The organism is Blautia sp. HCP3S3_C4 (assembly GCF_052064095.1).
Classification (GTDB): Bacteria; Bacillota; Clostridia; order Lachnospirales; family Lachnospiraceae; genus Blautia_A.
In genome coordinates, this window is record NZ_JBQHWF010000001.1 from 160,340 (window position 1) to 176,989 (window position 16,650).

Sequence of the window (16,650 nt, forward strand, 5' to 3'; positions counted from 1 at the left end):
TAATGACAGATATCAAGTCAATGACAGTTGATGAATTAAAAGAGCTGGTTACTGCTCTGGGGGATAAGCCTTTCAGGGCAAAGCAGATATACAGCTGGCTTCATGAGCACCTGGTTACTTCCTGGGATGAGATGACCAATTTATCCAGGGGGCTCAGAGAGAAGCTGAAGGAATACCCTGTTACTGCCCTGGAGGTGGTAGATGTACAGACTTCCAGACTGGATGGAACGCAGAAATATCTTTTTCGTCTCAGTGACGGAAATGTGATCGAAAGTGTGCTTATGCGGTACAAACATGGAAATTCCGTATGTATTTCTTCACAGGTGGGATGCCGCATGGGATGTCGTTTCTGCGCTTCTACGATCGGAGGACTTACCAGATGTCTGCTTCCCTCAGAAATGCTGGACCAGATTTATCGTATTCAGACTCTGACAGGTGAGAGAGTGTCCAATGTAGTAGTGATGGGAACCGGTGAGCCACTGGATAATTATGACAATCTTTTGCGGTTTATACACATTCTCACAGAGGATGGAGGACTTCATATCAGCCAGAGAAATCTGACAGTATCTACCTGCGGACTGGTACCCAAAATCTATGAACTGGCTGAAGAAAAGCTGCAGATGACACTTGCACTTTCTCTTCATGCGCCGAATGATGAGAAAAGACAGGAACTTATGCCGATTGCCAGAAAATACAGTATGGATGAAGTTCTGGAAGCATGCCGCCACTATTTTGATATGACAGGCAGAAGGATCACATTTGAATATAGCCTTGTGGCCGGGGTGAATGACAGTGATGAGGATGCAAGAGAGCTTTCCGGAAGAATCCGGGATATCAATTGTCATGTAAATCTGATTCCCGTAAACCCGATTAAGGAACGCTCTTTTGAACGTTCTACACGACAGGCTGTTGAGAATTTTAAAATAAAACTTGAAAAATGTGGAATAAATGTTACTATTAGAAGGGAAATGGGCAGTGATATAGACGGTGCCTGTGGACAGTTAAGAAAAAGCTATATGGAAAAAACAGAAAGCGAGAAGTGACATGAGGATATATTCAGCTACTGATGTGGGTCAGAAGCGGAAGATGAATCAGGATTATGTGTTCGCCTCTTCCGACCCGATTGGGAATCTTCCGAATCTGTTTGTTGTTGCGGATGGAATGGGCGGACATAATGCTGGTGATTATGCATCCTCCCATGCTGTCAGTGTTGTGGTAGAGGAGATTCGACAGGATCAGGATTTCAATCCGGTTAAGGTGATCCGTCATGCCATTGAAAGTGCGAACATAGAGATCATTGAGCAGGCACAGAAGGATGAGAAACTGAAGGGAATGGGCACCACTATGGTAGTTTCCACTATCGTTGGGCAGTATGCATATGTGGCCAATGTGGGGGACAGCCGTCTCTATGTGGCGGACAGAGAACTTCAGCAGATAACAAGAGACCACTCATTGGTGCAGGAGATGGTCAGGATGGGAGAAATCAGTGCCGAAGAGGCCAGAAACCATCCGGACAAAAATATCATCACAAGAGCGCTGGGTGCGGAAAGGACAGTGGATGTAGATTTTTTTGATCTGAAACTGGAACCGGAAAGTGTGATTTTAATGTGTTCGGATGGATTGAGCAACATGGTCGAGGACAGCCGGATAAAAGAGATACTTTCCAGAAGGGATGAGGCCCTGGATGAAAGAGGCAGGACCCTTATCGGTGAGGCAAACCGTAACGGCGGTAAAGACAATATTGCAATTGTATTGATAGAACCATTCGCAAATGAGGTGGAAGAATGTTAAAAACAGGAATGATCATAGCAGAGCGCTATGAAATATTAGGCAAAATAGGTACCGGCGGAATGGCGGACGTATACAAGGCAAAGGATCACAAGTTGAATCGTTTTGTCGCTGTCAAGGTGCTGAAGCCGGAGTTTCGGGAAGATACAACTTTTATACAGAAATTCAGAAGTGAGGCACAGGCTGCTGCAGTTCTGACACATCCAAATATTGTTAATGTATTTGATGTTGGAGATGACAATGGAGTTTATTACATTGTTATGGAACTGATCGAGGGAATCACACTGAAGGAATATATTTCCAAGAAGGGCAGACTCTCTGTAAAGGAAGCTACCAGCATTGCCATTCAGGTTTCCATGGGACTGGAGGCCGCACACAGCCACGGGATTGTACATCGTGATGTAAAGCCCCAGAATATTATTATTTCCATGGATGGAAAGGTAAAAGTAACAGACTTTGGAATTGCCAGAGCAGCGTCATCCAATACCATCAGCTCCAATGTAATGGGATCTGTTCATTACAGTTCTCCGGAGCAGGTGCGTGGAGGATACAGTGATGAGAAGAGTGATATCTATTCTCTGGGTATCACGCTTTATGAGATGGTGACAGGCAGGGTTCCTTTTGACGGAGATACTACAGTTGCCATTGCCATCAAGCACCTTCAGGAAGAGATGGTACCGCCAAGTGTATATGCACCGGAGCTGCCTCACAGCCTGGAGCAGATCATATTGAAATGTACACAGAAAAGTGTTGACAGACGATACCAGAATATGGAGGATGTGATCGGGGATCTGAAGCATTCTCTTATTGATCCCCAGGGTGATTTTGTAAAGCTCACATCAGTAGATAACGATGCCAAAACAGTAGTGATTTCTGATGCGGAACTGGGTGAGATCAAGCATACACCAAAGCAGATTTCAAAGGCTGATCCGGAGGCTCTGGAAGCAGAAATCAATGAGACGGATTATGATGATGAGCCTGAGGATACATCACGGAAGAGGCGGGAAAGCAAAAAGGATAAAAAACACAAGAAAGGCAATGGTCAAGTGATGACCATTATCATGCTTCTGATGGGTGTGTTGATCCTGATTGCAATCATTTTGATCGCAGGAAAAGCTTCTGGTCTGATCGGAGGAGCTAAAACGGAAAATAAACAGCAGGTTCAGACCGAGAAAGCAGAGGATGATGAAATGGTCACTGTCCCGGATCTTCGTGGAAAAACAGAGGAAGAGGCTAAGACGATCACTAAGGATATGAAGCTGGGAATCCAGCCTATGGGTGAGGAAGCTTCTGACATGGCAAAAGGAACGATTTCTTCTCAGGATATTCCGCAGGGAAGCAAGGTTGAGCAATATACAACTATTAAGTATTATATCAGCAAGGGAACTCAGCAGATCACCATTCCGGATGTGGATGGACAGACAGGCGTAGATGCCCAGCAGACACTGGAGGATATGGGACTTACTGTAAATGTTCAGAAGGAATACAGTGAGTTAAATGATGACGGATATCCCCTTGTGGATCCGGGATATGCATATTCTACCACTCCTGCTGCAGGAAATCAGGTGGCTTCCGGAACAAGTGTTACGTTGGTTGTCAGCCGTGGTGTTGATTATGGTGACAGTGTGGAAGTACCAAGTGTTGTTGGTATGACGAAGAATGATGCGATTACAACCTTTGGCAAATTTCTGAATATTGAAGTTAAAGAGCAGAAGAGCACAGATGCACCGGCAGGAGAGGTAATTGCCCAGGAACCGGAAGCAGGTGACTGGGATGATCCGGATACTGTGAATGTAGTACTTACTGTAAGCTCCGGAGATCAGGATCCATCTTCTGCACAGACTTCCGATTCAAATACACAAAGCAGCAGTACAGATAGTACAGATAGTGCAGCCGGCACAGATACTTCCGCAGCAGATCTGGCACAGCAGAGTGCAGCTGCTGCAAACGGTGAGGTCTGGAAATGTACACAGGCATTGAATACACCGATCGGATATTCAGGAGGACCTATCCGCCTGGAACTGATACAGAATGTAAATGGTAACCCATCTGCATCTGTGATCCTGGAGGGACAGACACTGCAGTTCCCGTATACACTGGATATTACTGGTGCACCGGGAGTCAGCCAGGGTACTTTATATCTTTCTGAGGAAATTAACGGAACCTATCAAAAGCTTGGAGAATACTCCATCACATTTGCTAAGGCTGAGTAGTACATGCAGGGAAAAATTATTAAGGGAATTGCAGGATTTTATTACATTCATGCTGAGGATAATGAAGTATATGAATGCAAGGCCAAAGGAATTTTCAGAAAAGATAACCGGAAACCTCTGGTAGGTGATAATGTGGAAATAGAGGTGCTGGATGAGAAGGAGAAGGAGGGCAGTGTTACTGCTATCCTTCCCCGGAAAAATTCCCTGATCCGCCCGGCAGTTGCCAATGTGGATCAGGCTTTTGTGATTTTTGCAATGGAAAACCCAAAACCTAATTTCATGCTGCTGGATCGTTTTCTGATCATGATGGAGCAGGCAGATATTCCGGTTACCATCTGCTTTAACAAAAAAGATCTGGGAACCAGGGAAGAACTGGACTTCTTATATGAGACCTATCAGAGCTGCGGATATAAGGTAATCCTGTCCAGTACCTATCAGGGAGATGGTATGGAGGAGATAAAAAAAATACTCCAGGGAAAGACTACAGTGGTTGCTGGTCCTTCCGGTGTGGGAAAATCTTCGATTACCAATGCCCTTCAGGGAAATGTACAGATGGAGACCGGTGAGATCAGCAAAAAACTGAAACGGGGAAAACATACTACCCGTCATTCCCAGGTTATTCCGGCGGGAAAGGATACCTATCTGGTGGATACTCCTGGTTTTTCCTGTCTGTATCTTTCAGATATGGAGGAGCAGGAACTTAAGGATTATTTTCCGGAATTCCGGAAATATGAAGGGCAGTGCAGGTTTCAGGGATGCAGACATATCCATGAGCCGGGCTGTGCAGTAAAGGAAGCACTGGATAACCATGAGATCAGTAGCCTCAGATATGAAGATTATCTGGGACTTTATGAAGAATTAAAAGAGAAAAGGAGATTCTGATTATGTATCAGTTATGTCCGTCTATTTTATCAGCGGATTTTAACCGTTTAGGCGAACAGATTAAAATTTTGGAAGAAGAAGGGATTGAATGGCTTCATATTGATGTGATGGACGGTGATTTTGTACCCAGCATCTCATTTGGAATGCCAGTGATCAAATCAATCCGAAAAGAATCAAAATTATTTTTTGATGTGCATCTGATGGTGACAGAACCGGAACGGTATATCAGAGATTTTGTTGATTGTGGCGCGGATTCTATCACTGTACATGCAGAAGCCTGTGAAGATCTGGAACGTACCATAGAACAGATCCGTGAAGCAGGAGTAAAGGTGGGTGTATCCATTAAGCCTGCTACTCCGGTAAATGATATCAGCCATATGCTTGAGGATGTGGATATGGTTCTGGTTATGACTGTACAGCCGGGATTCGGAGGTCAGAAATATCTGGAGGAGTGTACAGAGAAGATTCAGGAGCTTCGTGACCTGATCCGGGATGAAGATCTGAATGTAGACATTCAGGTGGATGGAGGAATCAATGATGAAACAATGGAAACTGTATTAAAGGCAGGGGCAAACCTTGTGGTGGCAGGTTCCTATGTTTTTAAAGATAATCTGGTTTCCGGAGTACGCCATGCAAAGAAGCGAATGAATGAAGTAATCAGAGAGATTGACTGAGGAACAGTATGAAAGATACGGTTATTGTAAGCGGGGGCGATATCCAGAGAGATTTTGCCCTCGATTTTTTAAGAAACAGAATAGAAAGAACAGGGCGGGAAAAGCTTTGCCTGATTGCTGCAGACAGAGGGTTGGAATTTTTTATGGAAAATCATCTTCTTCCGGATGTGGCTGTAGGTGATTTTGACAGTCTGTCTCCTCAGGGTGAGGAGTTTCTGAAAGACTTAAGTACGGTGGAAGTGATACGTCTCAAGCCTGAAAAGGATGATTCGGATACCCAGTGTGCTGTGAATCTGGCTATCCGGCGGGGAACAAAGAGAATAGAAATCCTGGGAGCAACAGGCCGGAGGGTGGATCACCTGATTGCAAATCTGGGTCTTCTTATTCTTGCAGGTCAGAAAAGGGTTTCTCTGGCATTAGTGGATCAGTATAATTATATGACGCTGGCAGAGAATGGAAAGGTGCTGGAGAAATCCAGTCAGTTCGGCAAATATGTATCTTTTTTTGCCATAGGAGGAGCTGTGAAGGGACTTTGCCTGGAAGGTTTTAAATACTTATTAGATGGTTATGATCTGAGTCTGTTGGATTGTGGACTGACTGTAAGTAATGAAATACAGGAAGAGCAGGCCAGGGTTACATATGAGTCAGGAACCCTGTTGATGATCCAGTCCAGAGACAGGTAGCTGGCAAAAGATGAAGAAACGGAAGAAGGAAAAATATCATGGACATCAAAATTCGGACAGCCGCAGTTGAAGACGCAGAACAATTGTTGGAAATTTATGCATATTATATAAAAAACACAGCAGTAACTTTTGAATATGAGGTTCCGTCTGTGGAAGAATTCCGTGAGCGGATCAGCCATATCCTGGAACATTATCCCTACTTTGTTGCAGAAAATAAGGGGGAGATCATAGGGTATTCCTATGCAGGAAGATTTCATCCCAGAGCTGCTTTTGGATGGGATGTAGAGATGACCGTTTATCTTAACCAGAAGGTACGGAGAGCGGGCGTGGGACGACAGCTGTATGCTCTGATGGAAGAAGTTCTGAGAGAGCAGGGAGTCGTACGGGCAATTTCGCTGATCGTGAAACCGGAAGATGAGTATTCTGATTATAATAGTATTCAGTTCCATGAAAAAATGGGATATAGATATGCGGGAGAACTGAAAGACTGCGGATATAAATTTCACAGATGGTATACCCTTGTTTATATGGATAAGCAGATTGGTGTTACACAGGAAAATATGCTGCCTGTCCGTGATTTTGCTGCTGTCAGGGAGAAATTCGGATTATAGTTTTCGGACTTTTCCTGTGCACCGGAAAGCGTATTGCTGAGAACAAAGGGGATAAGTACACAAGAGGTATACAAAAGAGTTTTGATATGATATAATTCATGCTGAAAAAAGACCGTACAATCAATACATTTAAAGGAGATATAGAGAAAAATGAAATTAGGAATCGTCGGATTACCCAATGTTGGAAAAAGTACATTATTTAATTCATTGACAAAGGCAGGAGCAGAATCAGCAAACTATCCGTTCTGTACCATCGACCCTAATGTAGGTGTTGTTACAGTGCCGGATGAGAGACTGAAGCTTCTTGGAGATTTTTATCATTCTAAAAAAGTGACACCTGCTGTAATTGAATTCGTAGATATTGCAGGCCTTGTAAAGGGAGCATCCAAAGGCGAAGGTCTTGGAAACCAGTTCCTTGCAAATATCCGTGAGGTAGATGCAATCGTTCATGTAGTCCGCTGCTTTGAAGATTCCAATGTGATCCATGTAGATGGAAGCATCGATCCTCTTCGTGACATTGAGACCATCAACCTGGAATTGATCTTCTCAGACCTTGAAATCCTTGAGAGAAGAATTGCAAAAGTGACAAAGACTGCACGTATGGATAAGGAAGCTGCCAAAGAACTGGATTTCCTTCAGAAGGTAAAAACACATCTGGAAGACGGCAAGATGGCCATTACGATGGAACTGGAAAATGAGGACGAGGAAGCATGGATGGCAACTTATAATCTGCTTACCTGGAAGCCTGTGATCTATGCTGCAAACGTAGCAGAGGGAGATCTGGCTGATGACGGTGAAAGCAACAGCCATGTACAGGCAGTGCGCAAATATGCGGCAGAGCAGAACAGTGAGATTTTCGTTATTTGTGCAGAAATTGAAGAAGAGATTTCAGAACTGGATGATGATGAGAAAAAAATGTTTCTGGAGGATCTGGGACTGACAGAATCAGGACTTGAGAAACTGGTAAAAGCAAGCTACCATCTTCTGGGACTGATGAGCTTCCTTACATCAGGGGAAGATGAGACCAGAGCATGGACTATTAAGATCGGTACCAAAGCTCCTCAGGCAGCAGGTAAGATCCATACAGATTTTGAACGTGGATTTATTAAGGCAGAGGTTGTGAATTATCAGGATCTGCTGGACTGTGGCTCCTATGCCGGTGCCAGAGAAAAAGGGCTTGTGCGAATGGAAGGTAAGGAATACGTTGTGCAGGATGGAGATGTGATCTTATTCCGCTTTAACGTATAATAAAAAGGTGATATATGGATATGTCAATTCGTTTTCCGGGAATAAATCTGGTATTGGACTATGTGCCCAGGGCATTTCAGATTTTCGGAATGGAATTTACAATTTATGGGATGCTTATTGCGGCAGGTGCCCTTTTGGGAATGGGACTTGTGGTACTGGAGGCAGGAAGGAATCATGAAGACCAGAATAAATATCTGGATATGATGATACTTTCCCTGGCTGCTTCCGTGGTGGGTTCAAGACTGTTTTATGTTATTTTTTCCTGGGAGTTGTATCAGGGAAATCTCCGGACAATTTTTGATGTGAGAAATGGCGGATATGCTTTTTATGGTGGATTACTTGGCGGTGTCTTTGCTGCGACACTGTTCTGCAGACTGGCAAAGCTGCCTTTCTGGCAGATGGCAGATACAGTCAGCCTGGGGGTACTTCTGGGGCAGGTTGTGGGACGCTGGGGTAATTTTTTTAACAGGGAATCCTTTGGGGAATATACAGATGGAGTTCTGACCATGCAGCTTCCTATATCTGCGGTTCGTTCCGGAGAAGTGTCGGGAGCTATGCGTGATAACCTTCTGACAATCGATGGAGTGTCCTTTATCCAGGTCCAGCCGGTGTTTCTCTATGAGAGTCTCTGGTGCCTGTTACTGCTCCTGGTACTTCTGGCACTTCGGAGAAAGAAGAGATATCAGGGAGAGCTGTTTATGTGGTATCTTGCAGGATATGGACTGGGACGTTTTGTCTGTGAATGGCTGAGAACAGATAAACTGTATATTCCCGGAACATCAGTGGATATTTCACTGTTGATTTCCGGAGTACTGGTGGTTGTTTTTGTTCCGATTGTGACAGTGCGGCGTGTTATGGTCAAGAAACGTGCAGATATCCGCAAGATCCGCAGAGAAAGGGTTTTCCGGGAAGAAGAGGAATCCAGAAGGGAACATAAGCCAGTGGATAAGAAAACGGAAGAGCCAGTAGAAAAACCATCAGAAAAACCATCAGAAAAACCATCAGAAAAACCATCAGAAAAACCATCAGAAAAACCATCAGAAAAACCACCTGTCCAGGAGGAAGAAACTATTCAGGAGGATAAAATCCAGGGAGAAACAGACAATTGGGAGAACCTGGAATATGCCCATATTCCCAGTCAGTGGAGAAAGTCTTCTGATAAGGCATCTGAAAAGCAGGAAGAATAGAATACAGATCAATATATATGGAAAAAGCTCTGAAAAGAGCTTTTTTTTGTGGATAGAAACAGAATAAAAAATATTGGTTTAGCTCTTGTTTTTTCCACATAAATAGTTTATTATTGTTACATAAGTGGTAGAAAGTGGTGATTAGTGGTGGCAAATGGGGGAACAGTGGCAGATGAAACCATTACCATCCGGAAGCCTGAAGGGGAGATTCAGACTTCACGAGAGTAGGTGAGTAATATGTTCATGGGCGAGTACAATCATACAATAGATGCTAAGGGGCGTCTGATCATCCCTTCCAGATTCAGGGAGCTCTTAGGGGAAGAGTTTGTCCTGACCAAGGGACTTGATGGTTGTCTTTCCATTTATCCGATGGATGAGTGGGAGGCCTTTGAAATGAAACTCAGAGCTTTACCACTTACAAATAAGAACGCCAGAACTTTCTCACGATTCTTTGTTGCCGGTGCAGCTATGTGTGAACTGGACAAGCAGGGACGAATCCTTGTGCCTCAGACATTACGTGAATTTGCAGGCTTGGATAAGGATGTAGTCCTGACCGGAAATCTGAACAGGATTGAAATCTGGAGCAAAGAGAAGTGGAGTGAGAACTGTAATTATGACGACATGGACAGTATTGCAGAGAGCATGCAGGAAATGGGAATTGTCATATAAGGGTGTTTGAGATGTTATTGTTCACAAGTGATATCCCGCGGGGAAATCCAGACAGGAGACGGAGATGGAATTTAAACACAAATCTGTATTGCTGGAGGAAACCATTGACGGCTTGAACGTAAAGGCCGACGGAATCTACGTGGATGGCACCTTGGGTGGTGCCGGGCATGCCATGGAGGTATGTAAGAAGCTTTCTGCCAAGGGGAGATTTATTGGTATAGATCAGGACCAGGATGCGATAATTGCTGCGAGTGAGAGGTTAGCCGCCTATAAACAGGCGACGATCATTCGCAGCAATTATTGTTACATGGTACCGGAACTGGCAGCAAGGGGGATTCATAAGGTCAATGGGATTCTTCTGGACTTGGGAGTATCTTCCTACCAGTTAGATAATGAGGAGCGTGGCTTCACCTATCGTGTGGATGCGCCTCTTGATATGAGAATGGATCAGCGCCAGACGCTGACAGCCAGTGACATTGTCAATGGCTATGAAGAAAGAGAACTGTACCGTATCATCCGTGATTACGGTGAAGATAAATTTGCAAAAAATATTGCCAGACATATTGTTACAGCAAGGCAGACAAAGCCGATCACTACAACCGGAGAGTTGACTGAGATCATCAGACAGTCCATCCCGATGAAGATGCAGGTCAAATCAGGACATCCGGCCAAGAGAACATTCCAGGCAATTCGTATTGAACTGAACAGGGAACTGGATGTACTGAGAGATTCGTTGGATGGAATGATCGATCTTCTGGATGACGGAGGCCGGCTTTGTATTATTACTTTTCATTCTCTGGAGGATCGGATTGTTAAAACGATTTTCCGTAAGAATGAAAATCCATGTACCTGTCCTTCTGATTTTCCTGTTTGTGTATGTGGAAAAAAATCAAAGGGTCGGGTAATAACCAGAAAACCAATTCTTCCGGGGGAGCAGGAAATGGAAGAAAATCCGCGTTCCAAAAGCGCGAAGCTCAGGATTTTTGAAAGGGTATATTAATTGGAAAGAGGCATAAAATGGGGAGAACGACTAGGGCTGAAACGGCAAGAAGAAATAGATATCAGACCCCGGTAAACAGGGGAGCATATGTGGATGGAAATACAGTCAGACGGCTCAATGAAATCCCGGAGAGAAGGCAGGAGGCAGGCAGAAACCGCAGGGTACAGCCTCAGCCTGTCCCTCAAACACAGCATCAGCTGAGTAAACAGGCACAGCAGAACAGACAGAGGGCTCTGGGTATGAACTGGGCTTTTGTAGCGTTTCTGGCTGTTGTATGTGTAGCCATACTTTTTTGCTCAGTAAATTATCTCAGATACAAGTCAGAGATCACAGCGAAGATGAGTAGGGTTGCTGCACTGGAGGAGGAGCTTTTGCAGCTCAGGGAGGACAATGATGCATATTACAGTCAGGTAACTTCCAATGTGGATCTGAATCTGATCAAGAAAAAAGCAATGGGAAGTCTGGGAATGAAGTATCCTTCTGAAGATCAGACTGTAACCTATTCATCCTCTGGAAACAGCTATGTCAGACAGTATCAGGATATACCGGATATAAAGTAGGTGAGTGATTGAGTAATATGGGGAAAAAACAGCGGGGAAAGCCCGTAAAGAAAATAAACTATAACATGAAAAAGAAGCTGGTGATACTATTTTCTTTAGTATTGCTGGCTTTAGTAGCATTAACACTAAGAATTACCTATATTAATGCTACCAGTGGAAGTAAGTATAAAAAGCAGGTTCTCAGCCAGGCCCAGCAGAAATATGAAAGCCAGACGCTGCCTGCCAAGCGAGGAGATATTTATGATAAGAACGGAAATATTCTCGCAACCAGCAATAAGGTTTACAATGTGATTCTGGACTGTAAGACGGTGAATTCCGATGAAGATTATGTGGAGCCTACCATCAAGGCTCTTACGGAGGTACTTGGACTGGAGGAGGAGAAAATCCGTTCACTGCTGTCTGATTCCGATACCAGTCAGAGTCAGTATCAGATTGTGACCAAGCAGCTTTCCATGGACAAGAAGAAGGAATTTGAGGCTTATGAGGAAGCAGACGAGGATTCCGGTCTGAGTGCGTCCCAGACAAAGGAAAGAGCCAATATCAAGGGTGTCTGGTTTGAAGAGGATTATCTGAGAACCTATCCGTTTAATGAAGCAGCCTGCGATACGATTGGCTTTACTCTGGACCGTGATGTGGCAGACAGCGGTCTTGAGGGATATTATAACAGTACTCTCACAGGCGTGGATGGCAGACAATATGGATATATCAATAATGATTCAGATGTGGAACAGACCATCATTCCAGCCACCAATGGAAAGAGTATCCAGACCAGTATTGACATTGGGGCGCAGCAGATTGTAGAGAAATATGTAAATGGTTTCAAGGAAGCAATGGGTGCCAAGAATATTGGTGTGATCGTGGAAGACCCATCTACAGGTGAGATCATTGCCATGGATGGAGGAGACCGCTATGATCTGAATAATCCCAGAGATCTTTCCGTCATATATTCAGAAGACCAGATCAAAGCAATGAATGATGATGAGACGGTAGAAGCACTAAATGGCATGTGGAGTAATTTCTGTGTCACAGATGCCTATGAACCCGGCTCTGTTGTAAAACCGATTGTTATGGCTTCTGCATTGGAAAAGGGAGCCATTCAGGAGTCTGACACCTTTGTGTGTGACGGATCCCAGACCTTTGGAGATACTCTGATCAAATGTGCGGTATGGCCAAATGCCCATGGGACAGAAACCCTGGGAGAGGTAATCGCCAATTCCTGTAATGATGCCATGATGCAGATCGGTGCAAAAATGGGAGCCAAGCAGTTTGTAAAAGCCCAGAGCCTGTTTAATTTTGGAACAAGAACCGGCATCGATCTTCCTAATGAAGGTGCCGGCATTATCCATACAGAGGAGTCCATGGGTGAGACAGAGCTGGCCTGCTCAGCTTTTGGACAGGGATTTACCTGTACTATGATCCAGGAAATCAATGCTATGTGTTCTGTTATCAATGGGGGCTATTATTATCAGCCTCATCTGGTGACAAGGATTCTTGACAGTGCGGGAAGTACAGTCAAAACCATGACACCGACTCTTTTGAAGCAGACGATCTCCTCAGGGATTTCCAGTGACATCAGAAGCTATATGGCTTTGAGTGTACAGCAGGGTACCAGCCGTCACTCCAAGGTACAGGGCTACAGCTCAGGCGGTAAAACAGGTACTGCAGAGAAATATCCCCGTGGAAATAATAAATATCTGGTATCCTTTATCGGATTTGCGCCGGTGGATGATCCGGCAGTGGTAATTTATGTGGTTGTGGATGAGCCCAATACAGAGGAACAGGCAAACAGTACTTATCCGCAGTACATTGCCCAGGGTATCCTCTCAGAGCTTCTTCCCTATCTGAATGTAAAGCCGGATGAATCCGAGGACGGAACCATTCCTGAGACAGAACTGTGGGAAGGATTTTCCGGACATCTGAAGAGTACTACAGGCAGTAACCTGGATGAGAATGGCAGACTGGTAGATGCCCAGGGAAATCTGATCGACTGGGATGGTAACCGTATAGATGAAAATGGATATCTTCTGGACAGCAATGGTGAACATCTGCTGGACGAACAGGGCAATTACAAATTGTCTGAAAATCTGCCGGAAGCTTCTTCTCAGAATGGAACAGCCACGGAATCAGCAGAGGACGGTGTTTCCAACCTGGATGCACCTGCACCCCCTGAGGGGGATGAATCAGATACCACTGAGGATAACAATGCAGAATCTGAAGGAATTACCAATGAGGAAGCAGGACTGGAATAAAATATTTTTTAAATAAATATTCTGTAAATAACAAGTAAAGTGATACCCCTGGGGAGAAAAATCATATATTACTATGACTTTTCTCTTCAGGGGATTTTTGATGAAAAAACTGATGACATTTCATAAGAAAAAAAGCTGGACTGTTTTTCTCTGCTGTGTTCTGATCATGGCAGGACTTATAGGAAGGCTGGCTTATCTTATGTGTTTTTGTCCTGAACGCTATTATGACAGGGCAGAAGAGCTTCATGAAAGAGAACGGGACATTAAGGCGGCCAGGGGGCTTATCCTGGATGCCAGGGGGAAAGTATTGGCTTCTAACCGGACAGTCTGTACAGTTTCTGTTATTCACAGCCAGATCAGGGATCCAGAGAAGATCATCCGGATTTTGGCAGAAAAGCTGGGAATGAAAGAAGAGGATGTAATGAAAAGAGTAGAAAAGATTTCTTCCATAGAGAGGATAAAGACCAATGTAGATAAAAGTACAGGAGATGCTATCCGGGAATGCAGGCTGGACGGGGTAAAGGTGGATGAGGATTATAAACGATACTACCCATATGGAAGCCTGGCTTCCAGGGTTCTGGGATTTACAGGAGGTGATAATCAGGGAATTATCGGGCTGGAAGTAAAATATGATGAAATATTGAAAGGAAAACCGGGAAAGATCCTTACTACCACAGATGCCAGAGGCATAGAACTGGACAGCCTGGGTGAGCGGAGAAAGGAGCCGGAGGAAGGGAAAAGCCTGTGGTTAAGTCTGGATATTAATATTCAGAAATATGCTCAGCAGGAGGCGTTGAAGGTAATGGAGGAAAAACAGGCAGAAAGAGTTTCTATTCTGATCATGAATCCTCAGAATGGAGAAATTTATGCCTGTGTTAATGTACCTGAATTTGATCTGAATGATCCTTTTACTCTGAATACCCCAAGGGATACAGCCGAAATGACAGAGGAGCAAAAGCAGGAACGTCTGAATCAGATGTGGAGAAATCCCTGCCTGAATGATACCTATGAACCGGGATCTACCTTCAAGATCATAACAATGGCTGCAGGGCTGGAAGAAGGGGTAGTATCTGTGGATGACAGGTTTTACTGCCCGGGATATATCCTGGTAAAGGATCGCCGGATCCACTGCGCCAAAAGAACCGGCCATGGTCCCCAGAATTTTGTAGAGGGAGCACAGAATTCCTGTAATCCGGTGTTTATCCAGGTAGGTCTTCGGCTGGGAGTGGACAGATATTACAGATACTTCCGAAAATTCGGGCTGCTTACCAAAACTGGTGTGGATCTGCCGGGAGAAGCCAGGACGATCATGCACCAGGAAAAAAATATGGGAGAGGTAGAGCTGGCTACGGTTTCCTTTGGACAGTCCTTTCAGATCACGCCCATTCAGCTGGCTGTTACTGTCAGTTCTCTGATCAATGGAGGACGGCGTGTGACACCGCACTTTGGAACTGCAGTATCTGACAGAGAACAGACAAAAGCAGAAGAACTGGTTTATCCTGTGAAGGAAGGAATTGTTTCTTCCGAAACCTCCGGACAAATAAGAGAAATTCTTGAAAAAGTTGTTTCTCTGGGATCAGGAAAAAATGCCGGGATCCAGGGATATCACATTGGCGGAAAAACAGCAACATCCCAGACACTGCCCAGAAGTTCCTGCCGATATATTTCCTCCTTCCTGGGATTTGCGCCTGCAGAAAATCCTCAGGTGCTGGGCCTGTGTATTATTCATGATCCAAAAGGAGTTTATTACGGGGGGACCGTTGCAGCACCGGTGATCCGTAGTATTTTTGAAAATATACTTCCCTATCTGGGAATCGAAAAAACGGGGGAAAACAGCTCAGAGGGTTGATAAATATAGAGAAAAGACTTATACTAAGAATTGCTTTAAAATCAAAAAACGAAAGAATGAATGAGGTGTGAGATGGAATTTCAAGTTGTAATCCCTGTACTGATCGCATTTGCCATCAGCGTTATATTAGGACCGGTCATCATTCCTTTTCTCAGGAAACTGAAGATGGGACAGACGGAGAGAACAGAGGGTGTACAGTCTCATCTGAAAAAGGCGGGAACTCCTACTATGGGCGGTGTGATTTTTCTGATTGCCACAGCTGTGACTGCTCTGTTTTATGTAAAGGATTATCCAAAGATCATTCCTGTATTGTTTCTGACACTTGGATTTGGAATCATCGGCTTTCTTGATGATTATCTGAAGGTTGTTCTGAAACGTTCGGATGGTCTGATGCCTGCACAGAAGTTTTCTCTTCAGGTTGTGCTGACTGCAATTTTTGTATTTTATATTGTCAGATATACAGATATTTCTCTGACTATGCGGATTCCGTTCTGGAGCGGACATTTTCTGAATCTGGGATGGCTTGCCTATCCGATACTGTTTTTTGCAGTGATCGGTACTGTAAACGGAGTGAACTTTACAGATGGACTGGATGGTCTTGCTTCCAGTGTGACTCTCATTGTAGCAGTGTTCTTTTCTGTGGTATCTATTGGACTGAAATCAGGCATTGAGCCGATCACCTGTGCAGTAGTAGGTAGTCTTATGGGATTTCTTTTATTCAATGTTTATCCGGCGAAGGTGTTCATGGGTGATACCGGTTCCCTTGCCCTGGGAGGCTTTGTGGCTGGTACAGCCTATGTGATGCAGATGCCTTTATTTATCCTGTTGGTAGGTCTGATTTATCTGATCGAGGTGCTTTCTGTTATGATCCAGGTAACATATTTCAAGGCAACTCACGGAAAACGTATTTTTAAGATGGCACCGATCCATCATCATTTTGAACTGTGCGGATGGTCTGAGACCAGAGTGGTCGCAGTCTTTTCTGTGGTGACGGCTGTGATGTGTATGATCGCTCTGCTGGCTTTATAAGGAGGAAA

At 44.4% G+C, this 16,650-nt stretch carries 15 protein-coding genes; all 15 read left to right on the plus strand.

Annotated elements, in window-relative coordinates:
- The first annotated feature begins 2 nt into the window (after nt 1–2).
- The 15 genes from rlmN to mraY all read left to right on the plus strand — a co-directional run bounded on the left by rlmN (nt 3) and on the right by mraY (nt 16,642).
- Entirely contained in the window at nt 3–1,043 is a 1,041-nt protein-coding gene (gene rlmN, locus ACTNC6_RS00780) for a 23S rRNA (adenine(2503)-C(2))-methyltransferase RlmN (protein ID WP_303241832.1), read from the plus strand.
- Nucleotide 1,044: 1 nt separating this feature from the next.
- Entirely contained in the window at nt 1,045–1,791 is a 747-nt protein-coding gene (locus ACTNC6_RS00785) for a Stp1/IreP family PP2C-type Ser/Thr phosphatase (protein ID WP_441033792.1), read from the plus strand.
- Nucleotides 1,785–4,001, plus strand: coding sequence for a Stk1 family PASTA domain-containing Ser/Thr kinase (pknB, locus tag ACTNC6_RS00790; protein WP_441042957.1), 2,217 nt, complete (start codon nt 1,785–1,787; stop codon nt 3,999–4,001). The genes ACTNC6_RS00785 and pknB overlap by 7 nt, the downstream gene beginning before the upstream one ends.
- 3 nt (nt 4,002–4,004) lie before the next feature.
- Nucleotides 4,005–4,883, plus strand: coding sequence for a ribosome small subunit-dependent GTPase A (rsgA, locus tag ACTNC6_RS00795; RefSeq protein WP_173742258.1), 879 nt, complete (start codon nt 4,005–4,007; stop codon nt 4,881–4,883).
- Complete coding sequence (rpe, locus tag ACTNC6_RS00800; protein ID WP_433845472.1) at nt 4,883–5,557, plus strand: ribulose-phosphate 3-epimerase; 675 nt, start codon at nt 4,883–4,885, stop codon at nt 5,555–5,557. Before rsgA ends, rpe begins: the two co-directional genes overlap by 1 nt.
- Nucleotides 5,558–5,565: 8 nt before the next feature.
- Nucleotides 5,566–6,240, plus strand: a complete 675-nt coding sequence (locus ACTNC6_RS00805; RefSeq protein WP_441033796.1) for a thiamine diphosphokinase — start codon at nt 5,566–5,568, stop codon at nt 6,238–6,240.
- A 38-nt stretch (nt 6,241–6,278) separates the two neighbouring features.
- A complete protein-coding gene (locus ACTNC6_RS00810) occupies nt 6,279–6,851 on the plus strand; it encodes an N-acetyltransferase family protein (RefSeq protein WP_441033798.1) in 573 nt (190 codons plus the stop codon).
- A 150-nt stretch (nt 6,852–7,001) separates the two neighbouring features.
- Nucleotides 7,002–8,099, plus strand: a complete 1,098-nt coding sequence (gene ychF, locus ACTNC6_RS00815; RefSeq protein ID WP_173742254.1) for a redox-regulated ATPase YchF — start codon at nt 7,002–7,004, stop codon at nt 8,097–8,099.
- Nucleotides 8,100–8,119: 20 nt separating this feature from the next.
- Nucleotides 8,120–9,286: a prolipoprotein diacylglyceryl transferase gene (lgt, locus tag ACTNC6_RS00820; RefSeq protein WP_441042959.1), complete on the plus strand. Its 1,167-nt coding sequence runs from the start codon at nt 8,120–8,122 to the stop codon at nt 9,284–9,286.
- A gap of 237 nt (nt 9,287–9,523) precedes the next feature.
- On the plus strand, nt 9,524–9,955 hold the full coding sequence (mraZ, locus tag ACTNC6_RS00825; protein ID WP_019162783.1) for a division/cell wall cluster transcriptional repressor MraZ: 432 nt from the start codon (nt 9,524–9,526) through the stop codon (nt 9,953–9,955).
- A gap of 64 nt (nt 9,956–10,019) precedes the next feature.
- Nucleotides 10,020–10,955, plus strand: a complete 936-nt coding sequence (gene rsmH, locus ACTNC6_RS00830) for a 16S rRNA (cytosine(1402)-N(4))-methyltransferase RsmH (protein WP_173742252.1) — start codon at nt 10,020–10,022, stop codon at nt 10,953–10,955.
- 17 nt (nt 10,956–10,972) lie between these two features.
- Complete coding sequence (locus ACTNC6_RS00835; protein ID WP_441033803.1) at nt 10,973–11,515, plus strand: hypothetical protein; 543 nt, start codon at nt 10,973–10,975, stop codon at nt 11,513–11,515.
- 17 nt (nt 11,516–11,532) lie between these two features.
- Nucleotides 11,533–13,764, plus strand: a complete 2,232-nt coding sequence (locus ACTNC6_RS00840; RefSeq protein WP_441033805.1) for a peptidoglycan D,D-transpeptidase FtsI family protein — start codon at nt 11,533–11,535, stop codon at nt 13,762–13,764.
- 100 nt (nt 13,765–13,864) lie between these two features.
- Complete coding sequence (locus tag ACTNC6_RS00845; RefSeq protein WP_441042960.1) at nt 13,865–15,613, plus strand: peptidoglycan D,D-transpeptidase FtsI family protein; 1,749 nt, start codon at nt 13,865–13,867, stop codon at nt 15,611–15,613.
- Between the two features lie 72 nt (nt 15,614–15,685).
- On the plus strand, nt 15,686–16,642 hold the full coding sequence (mraY, locus tag ACTNC6_RS00850; protein WP_019162778.1) for a phospho-N-acetylmuramoyl-pentapeptide-transferase: 957 nt from the start codon (nt 15,686–15,688) through the stop codon (nt 16,640–16,642).
- The last annotated feature ends 8 nt before the right edge of the window (nt 16,643–16,650 follow it).